The following is a 13,867-nucleotide window of genomic DNA, read 5'->3' as shown; positions in this document are numbered from 1 at the left end:
TCCGCCTTTGACATGCCGACGGCGCCTCGCTATTATTCGCCCCGTTCAAACGATTCCTCTGTAGTTCAGTCGGTAGAACGGCGGACTGTTAATCCGTATGTCACTGGTTCGAGTCCAGTCAGAGGAGCCATATTTAGAGAAGCCCGCTCAGGGAAACCTGAGCGGGCTTTTTGCTGTTGGGCGGATCATCATCGATGATCCCCTGCACTCTCCCTACCCGAAACCGTTCAGCCATCCGTTGAACGGGTGAGTTTCTCCCATTGTTCAATTTCCTTGCCTAACGCCTCGAGCTTTTGCCGCACCAAACTTAATGCGTCACTGCCTAACAACAGATGCGTGGGTGGATTCCGGCTCTCGATCAATGCCAGCATGGCGTGAGCCGCCTTCACGGGATCGCCCAGTTGCTTGCCGCTTTTTTCCTGACGCGCCTGACGAACAGGTTCAAATAACGCGTCATAGTCCGGGAGACAGCGAGGGCTGCGTACCATTGAACGCCCGGCCCAGTCCGTCCGAAACGAGCCCGGCGCCACGGCGGTCACGTGTAGGTTGAACGGGGCAAGCTCTTTACTTAAAGTTTCTGATATCCCTTCCAGTGCAAATTTGCTGCCGCAGTAATAGCTGATACCGGGCAAGGTAATGAAACTGCCCATTGAGGTGACATTGATAATGTGGCCGCGACGGCGCTGGCGCATGCCCGGTAGCACGGCTTTGATCATCGCCACCGCGCCAAACACATTGACGTCAAACTGGCGGCGCAGCTCTGCAAGCGGGGATTCTTCCAGAATGCCTTCATGGCCGTAACCGGCATTGTTCACCAGCACATCTATCGGGCCGACGGCGGACTCTATCTCTCCAACCACCTCATCAATACGTTCATCGTCCGTGACATCAAGCAGATAGCCAAAAGCGTGCTGCGTATCGAGCGCGGCGAAAGCCTGCAGTGCTTCGCTGTTGCGCACCGTTCCTACAACCCGATGCCCTACGGCGAGGGCTTCCCGCGCCAGCGCCTGGCCAAAGCCACTGCTGACGCCGGTGATTAAAATCGTTTTTGCAGATGCCATAAAAAGAACTCCCATGAACCATGAAGATTGCATGGTATTCTCTGCTCTGCCGCATTTTTAGGCCGTATTTTCTCTTTTTCTTGCCTGATTTTATGAGGTGGTGGGATGTCCGACATGATTACCCTGATGAATAGACTTGCGGTGCAAGAGGGATACAACCTCACAGCCCTGCCTGATGTGCGAATTTTGCGCTCCGATCGCCCGCTTGCCAGAACGCCGGTGCTTTACGATCCGGGGATCGTGATCGTCTGCCAGGGCAGCAAACGCGGCTATTTCGGTCAACAGACCTATTTATATGATGAGCAGCACTACCTGGCGGTTTCGGTGCCGGTGCCGTTTGTGATGGAAACCGACGCGTCGGCAGCACATCCGCTGCTGGCGATTTATATGCATCTGGATTTTCAGCTTGCCGCGGAACTGATGCTGCAGATTGAACAGCATGGCGCCCCGCATCCTCCCGTCGCGCCGCAAAGCATGATGTCGAGCCCGATGGACGACAGGGTAAAAATTGCCGTTCTTCGCTTACTTGACGTCCTGACCAACCCGCTTGAGGCGGCGATCCTCGGCCCGGCGCGGGTGCGTGAGCTTTATTTTCGCGTGCTGACAGGCGCACAGGGCAACGCAATGCGTGCCGCGCTGGCCTTGCAGGGCCAGTTTGGCAAAATCGGTAAAGCGTTGCAGCACATCCATGCCGCTTACGCGGAGCCGTTAACGCTGACGCAGCTGGCGATGAGGGCCGGCATGAGCGTGCCGACCTTTCATAGCCATTTCAAGGCGATAACGCAGATGCCGCCGATGCAGTATGTGAAATCGGTACGCCTGCACCAGGCACGGATGCTGATGGTGCGCCAACAAATCACCGCCGCCGCCGCGAGTTACGCCGTTGGCTATGAAAGCCCATCGCAATTTAACCGCGAATTCAAGCGTCTGTTTGGCCTGCCACCGGCAGAGGAGATAAAGCGTATGCAGCATCACTTCGCCATTCCGCCCGCGCAGCCTGCCTCGGTATTTGTTTCATCGCACTGAGGCTTATTTAGTCAGGCGAACGATAGTCCGCTATGAGCGAAATGCAGACTTCGGCGTCAGCAAAATTACGTTCCGTGGACAAAGCTATATGATATAATTTTATCATGCTGAATCGGCGGATAATTCGGTAGAGTAGTACTAAGTATGCGTTACGTTGCTATTAAGAATGAGACAGTAAATTGAAAACAAAACAGTCAAAAATCCCCAAATCAATTTATAGGCCCATGCATGACGACGAGTTTCACTTCTGGGGGGGCCTCTCTTTAAATGACTATGTTGAAGACCTGATGGCAAATCATCGGTACAGTCGTAAAAAAGCCCAGATAGAGGCGTCGAAATCATTTAAAGCAGCCTTGCCAGCGGGTATCAATACTCAAAATAACCATTTTAGAACTTATGAACATGACAGTCAGGCTGCGGGATATCTGTGGTTCAGCCTGGAAGATAACTCAGCCTTTTTGTCAGATATAATGCTTCTCCCAGAATTTCAGGGTAAGGGAATGGGTCGGGATTTTATCCGTGCATTCCTGAATGAGCTGACTCAACAGGGCGCATATGAGGTGGAACTCAGAGTATCACCGGACAATCAAAGGGCTTTAAAATTATATAAAGAGTTTGGTTTTCGGATAACTGGTTTTGATATGAGTCTTTTGCTAGGATCCGACTGATCAGCAATCCGTTAATCATAATTTTCGGAGACAATCTCGGGTAATATCAACTATCGATAGGCAATCTACCACTATATATCTTCACATCATCAATGTCCGTTTCTGGCACGCAACGGACAGGCTACGTGGTCATTGGGCCTGCTTTGAGCGAGTAGCGGGTACTGAAAGGGCTATTATCGGGCTAACCGCGCATATCGAAGCCCGATTTTTGAAAATCTCTATAGACTTCTGGATTGTTGAAGGCTGGAAATTTGGCTTTATGGGCTGCTGACTTTATCGCTTCGCAATAGGCTGTATTGCCATTGCTGGTTGATACGTTTAAAGCCGTGCCATCCTGAGCAAATTCAATATGCAACCTGCATTTTTTCCCCTTCCAGTTTTGCGGCTCATCAAGTTCAGCATTTATTGCCGCCCTGATTGCCCTCGCTTGCACGCCCCATTCATCCTGATCATCCCAACGTCCTGAACTGCAACTACCCGTTGCCGTGGTCTTATGACAGCCGGAAGGATGTAACGGTGCGCAACCCGCAGTAAGACTAGCCAAAATGGCCAGCATAACGATTTTCTTTACTGTTTCAGGCGAGCCCACTTTTTGCCCCTCAACCCATTTAAACTCAGCAATATAGGCCTATTCTTCCGTCATTCCTGGCACCTTTCAACCACTAATTATCTACATCAACTAGATGTTTCGAATGATCTTTCTGAATATGTAGAAGCGGGGAAGAGACTGCAATTTATTACCTAATAATTAGTACAAGCAGTTTATACGTCCGCTCCTGGCACAAAACCGACCGCCAGAGTCCCCACTCCGGCATTTCCTCACCCCATTCCACACCCCAGCAGCGTTGGAGCGCCCCCCTGCGTTGCCTTCGGTGTGAATCCGCAAAGCGGCAGCCACAACCACCACCATAACGCCAACGCTTGGCCAAGCACCACCAGCGAAACCCACTCTTTTACCTAAGAAGATTCCTAACCCAGATGACGGATATCCCTCCCTGGCGCCAATACGCGGGTTAACCCGCAGATTTACAGCAATAATCCTTTAAAAACAATCGATAAGCGAATTTTTCGCACTCGGTAAGTTGCGTCTATCCTTTCGCTATGGGCACCTGCCGCCCATCGTTCGCTGCGGCTTGCGGCATGCGCGTTTCTGGCTGTACGGGTTTCGGTTTATTCCATCGCGCGCCTCCATTCATCATGTTGAATTTCACAGCAATCTCTCAGCAACAAGGAGTGTTTATATGGCTTACGTCATTACCGACCGAGAAAAACTGCAAGCGATTTGGGAGGCCGCCAAAGCCGGCGACTGGCCGGCCGTGTATGCCGCCTCCGTCGATGCGCTCACCGATCCCAACCATGCCAATCAACCTATTCAGGGCGTGGACATCGCGGTGTATACCTGGATCAAAGGCGCCTATGGCGTGAACTCGAACCAGGGGGCGTTTGCCCATTACATTCGCGACCAAACCAAGCTGCAGTATGAGCTGCGCACCGGGCATGTGCCCGATGACTGGGAAACGCGCATCCAGAATGCCTCCGACAACATCGCCAAGAACTTCGCCAAGACGCTGTTTGGCGTCGATCTGAGCAGCGATCCCAACGCGCCGCTGCCGGATGCCCCGCCCACCAGCGCCAAAGTGCCGGACATTCACGAGGTCGGCCTGATCGACGCGGGAGCGGCGGCGTCCGAGGTGTTCACCGATGCCTCCTCGACCGGCGCCCCCAACTATTCACCCTGGGCCGGCACCACGCTGTTCTCTTATTTAGGCGACACCTCGTTCTTTACCGAATGGGTGGCCACCAACGACACCTCGCCTTTTAAGGTCGAAAGCGGCACCTATGATTTGATTGCGGCGGCGCAGGTCTCCATGCAGATGAAAAACCTCAGCTACGTGGTTGAAACGCTGCTGGCGGGCGAAGTGCCCACCTATTTGACCACCCTCGGCATTGGCCACGAGACCATCCGCCTCGCCGCCGAAGCGGCGCGTGATTTCTACACCGAATCCTACGGCAGCAGCGTGACCGGCGGCGGCAGCATCATTCCCGGCAAGCTGGATATCGGCTCGGCGATTTTCAACGACATTGCCGACGTGCTGTCCACGCCGAATCTGTACCGCGTCGGTACGCTGTATGACGACGATTTCACGCTGGCGTTCGGCAATATCGCCGTTAACACCGGCAGCGGCGACGACACCGTCAGCGTGCCGCGCGGCTGGCAAAACAATGCCGGCAACTACGGCTGGACGGTTATCGACGGCGGCAGCGGCCATGATACGGTCGATTATTCCAGCCTGTCGCACGGGGTAAACCTGAAGTTTGACCCCCAGGGCAGCTATGGCGGGCGCGGGGTGATCGAGAAAAACGGCATCGGGCTGTATGGCTTTAAGGACGGGCTGTACAACATCGAGGCGGTAAAGCTGACGGACTTTAAGGATAACGTCACCTTTAACGATCGGGTGCTGACGCCGGCCAACGGTCTGGAGGTCAACCTGGGCAAAGGCTCCAGCGAGATTCGCTTCGAGCACGGCTATACCACTGCGCCGGGTGGGAGCGCGCCGCAGGATTATCTCGGCGTGAACCTGAGCATGCTGTCCAACGATGTGCCCTTCCCCAACAGCCTGCTGAATATTCCCGTAAAGCAGACCCACAATATCTACATCGACGACAGCTTCGAGCTGGGCTTTTTACAGGCCTCTTCCCTGTCTATCGATAACCACCTGCTGGCCTTCGGCACCGAAGGCTCAAACAGCAGCTTCTCGCTGAACTACAACGCGCAAACCCATACGCAGGATCTGTCGATATTCATGCAGGGTGAAAGCGCGCTCAATCAGCACGTCGTCAATATCTACAATTGGGCGCAAGGCGACTTCGGCATCACGCTGGAGCAGCCGGCCATTCAGCTCGTCGGCTTGCAAACCGTTACGCCGCAAGAGCTCGCGGCCGCCTAAGCGAAGCCCGCCGGGTTTACCGGCGGGCTGTTTACCTTCAGCGCGACGGCTCAGGCCCCATCCCGCTCCGCAACCCGCGCCATCAACGCCCCCAACAGCGCCAGATCGACCAGCAACGCCAGCGCGAAACAGCTTCCTCTCGCGCCCGGCGCGGCGTAGGTTTGAATCAGCAACGCGGCAACCACCACGGCGACGATGCTCACCACCGTCGCCAGCCTGCACGCCACGGCGAGCGCCGCTTTCTCCCCCACCGCCGTGCGGTAGGCTACGCCCTGCCCCAGGCCGCCGAGGGCGATGCCCGCCAGCAGGGCCGGCCAATCATGGCCGCCGAACAGCATCAGCAGCGTCAATAGCCACCCCGCCGCCGCCAGCAAAAAACCGTAGCGGAGCATAGCCAGCGCAGGCCGCTTCCGCAGCGGCTGCCAGCGGGCCAGCGCGGCGCCGCCGAGAAACGCCAGCGCCAATGCCGTTAGCAGCATCAGCGTTGCGCCGATGCCCAGCAGGCTTTCGGTCTTCAGCAGCAAGGCGCCCGCCGCGACCGGCACGCTGAGCGCCAGGGCGCTCGCCGCCGTTCCCGTGTGTTCCATGGCGCCCAGGGCGCCGTTGTTGATATAGAGGCTCATCGTTAACTCCCGACATGTGGAAATGATGAAATTAATTCATTCCCCTGTTCACATGTCAGTAGCCTATCTCTTGTATAATCGGTCAGACAAACTCATAGTTTTCAGCCTTAGATGAGAATAACTCAGCCATGAGAAAACCCCGTTTGCCGCCGCTGGGCGCGCTGCGTGCCTTCCACGCCGTAGCCGGCTGCCGCAGCTTCAAGCTGGCCGCCGAGGAGCTGGGCGTCAGCGCGACGGCGGTCAGCCACCAGATCAAGCTGCTGGAGTCGGTGCTGGCATGCCGGGTGTGCGAGCGCAGCGCGCAGGGCGTCAGCCTGACCGAGACCGGCGAGATCCTGTATGCCGGCACCCAGCGCGCCTTCGCCGCGTTGGAGCAGTCCGTCGCCCAAATCACCCGCGCCCAACAGCCGCCGGCGCTGACCGTCACCACCACCTCCAATTTTCTCACCCACTGGCTGGTGCCGCGCCTGGCGGATTTCAAGGCGGAGTTTCCCGCCATCGATCTGCGCCTGCACACCAGCGTCGAGCGCGTCGATCTCAACCAGCGCACCGTGGACGTCGCCATCCGCTACCGCGAAACGCCGGAAAGCGATCTGCACTGCACCCTGCTGCATGAGGATCGCTTTATCGTGGTGGCCAGCCCGGCGCTGGCGCTGGAGCACAGCGAGGATTTGCAGCGGGTAACGCTGTTTCACGTGGAACATCGGCAGGTGCCCGCCGACGCGCCGACCTGGGAAAACTGGCGGCGGCGCTACGGGCCGGAAGGGTTGAACGTGGAAGCCGGACTGACCTTCAGCGACGAGACGCATGCGCTGCAGGCGGCGGTGGCGGGCCAGGGGGTGGTGATCGCCAGCCGGCTGCTGGCGCGCGATTTGTTGCAGCGCGGCGTTCTGGCCGCGCCGTTCGAGATGTCGTTACCCGGCGCCAACTATTACCTGGTGACCACCGAAGAAACCGCGCAGCGCCCCGATATCATTGCGCTGCGCGAATGGTTGCTGCGGCAAATGGCGGCGGGCTAACGGCGCTCGGGGGCGATTTCCCCCAGGCGGATCGCCACGCCGATCGCCTGCGCGGTGGTGGCGGCGCCAAGGCGTTGGCGAATGCGGCGCAGGTGGTTTTCCACCGTGCGTTCAGACAGGCCGAGCATCGCAGCGATATCCGCCTGCCGCCGGCCGATGGCGGTCCAGCTCAGCACCTCGCGCTCGCGTGCCGACAGCCGGCCCTCTCCCTCGCCGGCCGCCGGTGCGAACAGCCGCCGCGCCGCCTGAAAGGCCGCCGTGCCCACCAGCGACAGCGCCAGCCGCACCGGCGGCGAAGCGTCGATGCGCTCGCCCCCCAGGCTGACGGCGCCCTCCAAACCGGCCGGGCCGAACACCGGGATCTGCACGCCGTGCAGGCCCACGCCGCGCGGCGTGCGCACAATCCGGTAGCGTTCGCCCTGCTGCGCCCGGGTCTTGGTCCAGAAAAACGGCTCGCTGACCCGCAACATGTGCCGGGTCACCGGGCAGTGCCGCACGTAGGTCAGGGCATCGACGGCCTCGCCGTCGCCGAACCAGTCGCCCTCAACCCAATAGATATGCTCGATCCCCGCCTCCGCCGCGGCGGAAGCGGAAAACAGCACAAAGCGATCGAAGCCGAACGGCGCGGCAAAGGCGCGAACTCGCCCCTGAATGGCGGACAGGGTTCGCTCGTGGTCCATCGCCAGCGCCGTCTGGAAAGCGCGCTGCGCGATCTCGTCGCTCATCGCGCGGCGACGTCGGCCAACAGCGTCTCCGCTGCCAGCTTGCCGAGGTTGTTGGAGGCCAGCGGGCTGTCGCCGGTCAGCAGGCGCCGATCTTTATGCACCTTGCCGGTGATGTCGCCGTTGACGATCTTGACGCCCCGCTCGCGCAGGCGTTCGCCCACCAGCCAGGGCATCGGGCCGGGGATGTAGCCGATGTCGATGTTGGCGCCGGTATCGAGCGAGTCCGGGAACACGCACATCTCATAGCCGCGATAGAGGAAATCGTCTTTGCGCTCGCCGATGCCCGCCGCCAGCAGGCCCGCCGGCCCGTGGCACAGCGAAATCACGTAGCGATCGTTGTCGTGCGCCCAGTGCAGGGTCTTTTTCACCTCTTCGCTGAACGGAATATCATTCAGCACGCCGTGGCCGCCGGGGATGAAAACGCCGAGGTAGTTGCCGCCATCCAGATCCTTCACCACCTCCGTCAGCTTTTTCGGCTGCTTGAGTTGGCTGCGGTACTTCTCGTAGGTAGCCTTGACCGCTTCATCTTCCTGCGGGAACGCCCACATCTCCAGCTTCACCGGATCGCCGGACGGCGTGGCGATGTCGATCTCGAAACCGGCCAGATCCAGGTGGTACATCGGCAGCAGCATCTCGACCGGGTGGTTGCCGGTAGAGAAGAACTTGCCGTTTTGCATCAGCAGGTAGCGCTCCTGCGAGGCGATCATCAGCACCTTCCACTTGCCGCCGCGATAGGCGTTCGGGTAGCTGGCGCCCGCGAAGTCGGTTTTGGACGAGGTGTACTGGCTGAGGGAGTAAGGCGATGGGAAGAACGCGTTGTCTTCCGCCACATCCGGGGTGGGATTACGATCGTTGGACACTGAATCAGTCATGATTATCTCCATATTCACCGTTACGTTGCCCTTTCAGCTTAAATAACCGCCGGCGGGGCCGCAATGAGGGATATCCCTCAAGCAATCTTTGCAGCCGAAACTCAGGCGAGATTGCGCAGAGCGATAATAAAGGTTTCTTCGCCGGCGCCCTGGTATTCATAGCGGCACTTTCTTACCGGCACCCGAAAATAGCGTTCCAGGATATCTTCCCGCAGCACAGCGCTTTTAACGCCAAACAACGACTGCCGTTTTGTCATCAGTAAACACTTGTCGGAGATGCGTTCGGCGTAATTGAGGAAATGCGTATTCAGCACGATCGTCATCTGCCGCTCTTTGGCGAGACGCCAGAGCATCTCGATCATTTTTGCCTGATTGTAAAAATCCAGGTTCGACTCCGGCTCATCAAGGATCATGACGTCAGGATCTGCCATCAGCGCCTTGGCGAAATAACACATCTGCAGTTCACCGCCGCTGATCTGATCGATGCTTTTCTGCGCCAACGGGCCGATTTCCAGGGATTGCAGCACCGCCTGCGCCCTGGCGAAATCGTGCTTTCCCGGCCGGGCAAACAGTCCGGCCTGACGAACGCAGCCGAAAGTGACAAAATCGAGTACGCCATAGGAAAAATGTGGCGCCTTCGCCTGCGGCACATAGGCCAGGCGCGCCTCTCGATTATCGACGCGGCCGATCTCGCACCAGCCGGCGCTGGGCCGACACAGGCCCGCAATATTTCTCAGCAGCGTGGTTTTGCCGGCGCCGTTCGGGCCCAGCACGCTGAGGATCTCGCCGCGCTTAAGCTCGAAGCTGACGTTGTCAAAAATGGGCTCCCGCCCTTTGAAACCAAAGGATAGTCGGCTAGCGGTGATCATATCGATTACCCATAATAAAAAGCGTGGCGAAAAGCGGCGCACCGATCAGCGCGGTCAGGATGCCGAGCGGGATTTCTGCGTAGGTGGCGCCTCTGGCGATATTGTCTATCACCAGCAAAAACAACGCACCGCTCAGCGCCGAGACCGGGATCAGGCGGCCGTGGTTATACCCCAGCACGCTTCTCACCAGATGCGGGATCACCAAGCCGACCCATCCCACCACACCGGCCAAGCTTACCGAAGCGGAAACCAGCAGGGAGGCGGCGATCAGCAGCAGGATCTTCAACCGGGGCGGATTCAGGCCGGCAATGCGCGCCTCGTCGTCCCCCAGCGAGAGAATGTTCATTTTCCACCTGAGCCGATAGATTGTCAGGTAACACGCCGCAAACAGCGGGATTAGCCAATAGACCTGCGCTTTCGCCACCGAAGCGAAGCTGCCCATCAGCCAGAAGACGATCGCCGGCAAGGTATCCTGCGGATCGGCGACATATTTTATGACCGAGACAAACGCGATAAACAACGACGCGATAATCATGCCGGACAGGATCGTCGTCAGTGCATCCTGCCGACGTTTCAGGCGGCAGATGCCGAACACCAGCAGCAGGCTCACCACGCCGAAAAGAAACGACAGCATGGCACTCAGGGCAAAAGGCAAACTCAATAAAATGCCCAGCGCGGCGCCAAAGGCGGAGGCGGAAGAGGTGCCCAGCACGTCCGGGCTGGCTAACGCGTTTTTCAGCACCGCCTGAAAGGTCGCGCCGGCGACCGCCAACCCACCGCCCACCAGCATCACCGCCACCACCCGCGGCGCACGCAGGTTAAAAATCACCGAATAGCGGGTCGGGTTTTCCCCCGGCATGTTCCCCTGCCATAAAATCTGCATCACATCGTGGGCCGACAAGGCGTAGCGGCCGGCAAACAGTGATGCGACGGCGGCCACACACAAGGCCAAAAACAGCCCCGCCAGGATCGCCACATATTTTCCTCTGCCCGGCATCCCCAAGCTCCCCCCATTAATGAATGCTATTCAACCGTGGCACTAGCGCTGTGCCAGCACCTCATCCAGCAACCGGTCCGGGATCGCATAGGAGAACATCGTCTGATAATAGCGGCGCGTCACCTCCCGCAGCGTCTTGTCGCTAATGTCTTCAGGGGCATAGCGGTTGATCATAAACAGCGGCAGCAGCGATGTTTCCGCCGACAGGCCCCCCCAGTTATGAATGCCCACCGGCGTCGAGAAAACCTTGCCGTTTTTTACCGCCCTGAGCGTTTCCCAGGCCTGGCCGGGGATCCCCCCGTGCAGCAGCGCTTTGGCGCTGCCGAACACCACGAAAATCACATCCGGGTCCCAGGCCATGATCTGCTCCATCGAAACGGTGATGTACCTGCCGGCATCCCCTTTCACCGGCAAATCCCCGGCGACGTTGTCCATGCCGGCCATTTTCAGGTAGGTGTCGCCGTAGGTATGCGGGCCACTCACCTTCAGCTGCCTGCCGTCACTTTCTTCGAGATACAACGCCCTGACGTGCTGCGCATGGATGGCTGCGGCATAGGGGCGGATCTGCTTCAGGGTCTTTTCCCAGGCGTCTTTGAATTTGTGCGTGCGCGGCAGGCCGAGCGTGTCGGCGAAAGTGTTCTCCCAATACACCTGGGTAGCCATCGGCTGGTATTTTGTCTTCCCGCCGGCATCCAGATCGACGGTCATCACGCCCGCCCTTTCCAGCCGATCGTCCTGGCTTTTGCCGTAGTAATAAATAATGTCGGGCCGTAGATTCATTAACGATTCCATGTTGACCCGGTAGTCCTTATTGATAAAGGCGGAGGTGATCCTGCCGATGTCAGGCTTCATGTCCTCCAATACATGCCTATCGGCATGCATGAACGCCCAGGGCCCCACGCCGACGACGTGCCGGTAGGCCGCCTCGTTCGCCAGGATCACGCCGAAGGGGCAGTTGCCGGTGATGACGATCCGCGGATAGCTGCCGGGCAGCGTTTGCGCCGCCACGCTTTGTGGCGGTTCGGCCGCCGCCGGCTGGCCGGCGGTGGCGCAAGGCGCCGTCGGCAAGGCGAATATTGCCAGCAGAGCGGTGGCGATCAATTTCACTGTGACGCACATGGTGCCTCCTGTGCGCACGCTCGGCGGCGTGCGTCGATGGGCTGCTTTAGGCCGACGCGGCGATGCCGGCGGCCATGATGGTGATCCCGGCCACAAACACGATTGCCGTGGTGGCGACCGCGCCGCCGCCGACCAACGCGGCGGTTTTTCCTGTGGAAAGGTCTTTTCGTTGCAGGAAAGAGAGCTGCGACAGAGAAATGATTTTTCCGCTGTCGGCAACCAAGTCTTTTGGTTCAACCTTCGCCACCGTCAACTCGCCGCCGCTGCCGTCCTTCAGACCATATTTCAACTGGTCGCCGACATAGACCGGCGGTTGCAGCAGGTAATATTGGCTATTGAGCCCCGTCTCTTTTTGTTGCAACGCCACGTCGTGGTAGGTCGTGCAGCCGGCAAGGGAAAATGCCGCCATCCCGATAACCAACGGCACTAATGGGATAAATCGCATGGGAAACCTCGTGCTTCTATTTGCTGGTTTTTAACGTAACGGCGGACTTGAAGCGCATATAGCTTACGACCAGAGAAAGGAACGAGAATGCCGCCCCCGCCATTAAACTGATATTCGTTGCTTGCGCGCCCCGCATATTGAAGAAAATCGCCACTAACGCCGAACCGACGATTTGCCCAATCAGCCGAGAACTGCCCAACAGGCCGCTGGCGATGCTGCTGTTTTCATGGGAGACCGACGTCATGATCAGCAGGTTGTTCGGTGATTGAAACAGGCCAAAACCGATGCCGCACAGCGCCACGCGCCATACGATCGCCCCATTCGACGGATCGCTGGGCAGATTGGCCATCAGCAGCATGCCTGCCAGCAGACAGGCAAGGCCCGAGAGGGCAACAAGATTGGGATCGTACTTCTTGGCCAAATCGCCGGAAATCAGCGAAGACGCCATGGTGGCCAGCGGCCAGGCGGTCAGCAACAGACCGATGTCCACCACGTTTCTTTGCAGGACATTGTGGAAATAGAAAGGCAGCGATACAAAAGCCAAAAGCTGGGTGCTGTAGGACAGCATCGACATCAGCAAAGACAATGACAGCGTCGGGTTATGCAGCATCGCGATCGGGATCAGCGCGGCGTTGGCCTTTCTTTTCTGATTGATATACAGCAACCCGGCCAGCCCAGCGAATACCGCAAAGCTCAGCGCCGCCGCCGGCAGATGGTGGGTGGTCATGCTCATGGTGCTGAGCGAGAAAGCGATGAACAGCACAAACACCAACAGGGCCCCCCCGCTGTCGAATCCGACGCTGCGCCGCTCGCGGGGGGCCAGGAAGATCAGGCTCAGCAACAGCGACAGGCAGGCGATGGGAACATTGATGGTAAACAGCCAGTTCCAGCTCGTTTGCGAAAGTATCGCCGAGGCGATGGACGGCCCGGCGGCGGCGGAAACCGACACCACCATCACGTTTATGCCCAGGCCGCGCCCCAGCAGCCTTTCCGGGTATATCTCCTTGATCAGCGCCGCATTGACGCTGAGCACCGCCGCCGCGCCGAAGCCCTGTATCACCCGGAATGCCGTCAGCATCGGCAGCGTCGCGGAAAGCGCGCAGCCCAAGGATGAAAAAGCGAACAGCACCACCCCGGCTATAAAGATCTTTTTATTGCCCACTGCGCGGCCCAGCGCCGCGAAGGGCATCAAAGAGGCAACGACGGCAAACTGGTAGGCATTAATAATCATGATGGAGGCCGATTCGGAAACGCCGAAATCTTTGGCGATCACCGGCAGTGCCACATTGGCGATGGTACTGTCGAGCATGGCGATAACCGTGCTTAACGAGACGGCGAGAACGGCGAATATATTTAATGTCTCTTTTTCCTGGTGTTTAAAAGTCATGTTAACGCTCCAAAAACGTGAGTGGCTTCATGCCGGCGGCAAAGACCCCGTTTTTTATCCGTTTTAATAATTACGTTATAACATATCAATCAAAGAGGAGAATAAATC

Annotated in this window: 14 protein-coding genes and 1 tRNA gene; 5 read left to right on the top strand and 10 right to left on the bottom strand. The window is 58.2% G+C overall.

Annotation, left to right across the window (positions count from 1 at the left end; all coding sequences use genetic code 11):
- Positions 1–54 precede the first annotated feature (54 nt).
- Positions 55–130: transfer RNA gene (locus tag AWX27_RS06780), tRNA-Asn, on the top strand.
- A gap of 97 nt (positions 131–227) precedes the next feature.
- Here the strand turns inward: AWX27_RS06780 and AWX27_RS06775 are convergent.
- Entirely contained in the window at positions 228–1,061 is an 834-nt protein-coding gene (locus AWX27_RS06775) for an oxidoreductase (protein WP_033647931.1), read from the bottom strand.
- A gap of 105 nt (positions 1,062–1,166) precedes the next feature.
- Between AWX27_RS06775 and AWX27_RS06770 the strand changes: the two genes are divergently transcribed.
- Both AWX27_RS06770 and AWX27_RS06765 read left to right on the top strand, forming a co-directional pair.
- A complete protein-coding gene (locus tag AWX27_RS06770; RefSeq protein ID WP_060420372.1) occupies positions 1,167–2,087 on the top strand; it encodes an AraC family transcriptional regulator in 921 nt (306 codons plus the stop codon).
- A 179-nt stretch (positions 2,088–2,266) separates the two neighbouring features.
- Positions 2,267–2,755: a GNAT family N-acetyltransferase gene (locus AWX27_RS06765; protein ID WP_060419081.1), complete on the top strand. Its 489-nt coding sequence runs from the start codon at positions 2,267–2,269 to the stop codon at positions 2,753–2,755.
- 181 nt (positions 2,756–2,936) lie between these two features.
- Here the strand turns inward: AWX27_RS06765 and AWX27_RS24425 are convergent, their stop codons facing one another.
- Positions 2,937–3,311: a cell envelope integrity TolA C-terminal domain-containing protein gene (locus tag AWX27_RS24425; protein ID WP_071883825.1), complete on the bottom strand. Its 375-nt coding sequence runs from the start codon at positions 3,309–3,311 to the stop codon at positions 2,937–2,939.
- A 685-nt stretch (positions 3,312–3,996) separates the two neighbouring features.
- On the opposite strand from AWX27_RS24425, the gene AWX27_RS06760 reads away from it, so the two are divergent.
- Positions 3,997–5,703 carry a hypothetical protein gene (locus AWX27_RS06760; RefSeq protein ID WP_060420370.1) on the top strand — a complete coding sequence of 569 codons (1,707 nt, stop codon included), beginning with the start codon at positions 3,997–3,999 and terminating at the stop codon, positions 5,701–5,703.
- A gap of 50 nt (positions 5,704–5,753) precedes the next feature.
- On the opposite strand, the gene AWX27_RS06755 is transcribed toward AWX27_RS06760, so the two are convergent.
- Positions 5,754–6,326, bottom strand: coding sequence for a hypothetical protein (locus AWX27_RS06755; RefSeq protein WP_060420368.1), 573 nt, complete (start codon positions 6,324–6,326; stop codon positions 5,754–5,756).
- A 128-nt stretch (positions 6,327–6,454) separates the two neighbouring features.
- Here AWX27_RS06755 and AWX27_RS06750 point away from each other — a divergent pair, with 128 nt between their 5' ends.
- Complete coding sequence (locus AWX27_RS06750) at positions 6,455–7,345, top strand: LysR substrate-binding domain-containing protein (protein WP_060420366.1); 891 nt, start codon at positions 6,455–6,457, stop codon at positions 7,343–7,345.
- Here the strand turns inward: AWX27_RS06750 and AWX27_RS06745 are convergent.
- The 7 genes from AWX27_RS06745 to AWX27_RS06715 all read right to left on the bottom strand — a co-directional run bounded on the left by AWX27_RS06745 (position 7,342) and on the right by AWX27_RS06715 (position 13,759).
- Positions 7,342–8,070: a PA1136 family autoinducer-binding transcriptional regulator gene (locus AWX27_RS06745; RefSeq protein ID WP_060420364.1), complete on the bottom strand. Its 729-nt coding sequence runs from the start codon at positions 8,068–8,070 to the stop codon at positions 7,342–7,344. The two genes, AWX27_RS06750 and AWX27_RS06745, sit on opposite strands and share 4 nt — an antisense overlap.
- Complete coding sequence (gene hchA, locus AWX27_RS06740) at positions 8,067–8,942, bottom strand: glyoxalase III HchA (RefSeq protein WP_060420362.1); 876 nt, start codon at positions 8,940–8,942, stop codon at positions 8,067–8,069. The genes AWX27_RS06745 and hchA overlap by 4 nt, the downstream gene beginning before the upstream one ends.
- Before the next feature lie 101 nt (positions 8,943–9,043).
- The gene (locus tag AWX27_RS06735) at positions 9,044–9,811 is read right to left on the bottom strand and encodes an ABC transporter ATP-binding protein (protein ID WP_060420360.1); all 768 of its coding nucleotides are present in this window, start codon (positions 9,809–9,811) and stop codon (positions 9,044–9,046) included.
- Positions 9,798–10,808, bottom strand: coding sequence for a FecCD family ABC transporter permease (locus AWX27_RS06730; RefSeq protein ID WP_060420358.1), 1,011 nt, complete (start codon positions 10,806–10,808; stop codon positions 9,798–9,800). The genes AWX27_RS06735 and AWX27_RS06730 overlap by 14 nt, the downstream gene beginning before the upstream one ends.
- Before the next feature lie 42 nt (positions 10,809–10,850).
- Entirely contained in the window at positions 10,851–11,927 is a 1,077-nt protein-coding gene (locus AWX27_RS06725; protein ID WP_230200945.1) for an ABC transporter substrate-binding protein, read from the bottom strand.
- A 46-nt stretch (positions 11,928–11,973) separates the two neighbouring features.
- Positions 11,974–12,372 (bottom strand): hypothetical protein, encoded by a 399-nt coding sequence (locus AWX27_RS06720; RefSeq protein WP_230200946.1) that lies wholly within the window; start codon positions 12,370–12,372, stop codon positions 11,974–11,976.
- Between the two features lie 16 nt (positions 12,373–12,388).
- Complete coding sequence (locus tag AWX27_RS06715) at positions 12,389–13,759, bottom strand: MFS transporter (RefSeq protein ID WP_060420354.1); 1,371 nt, start codon at positions 13,757–13,759, stop codon at positions 12,389–12,391.
- Positions 13,760–13,867: the final 108 nt, after the last annotated feature.

Source organism: Serratia sp. 2880STDY5682894 (assembly GCF_001537385.1).
Classification (GTDB): Bacteria; Pseudomonadota; Gammaproteobacteria; order Enterobacterales; family Enterobacteriaceae; genus Serratia; species Serratia nevei.
Note: the sequence above shows the minus strand (reverse complement) of the source record. Positions and strands in the feature narration are given on the sequence as shown.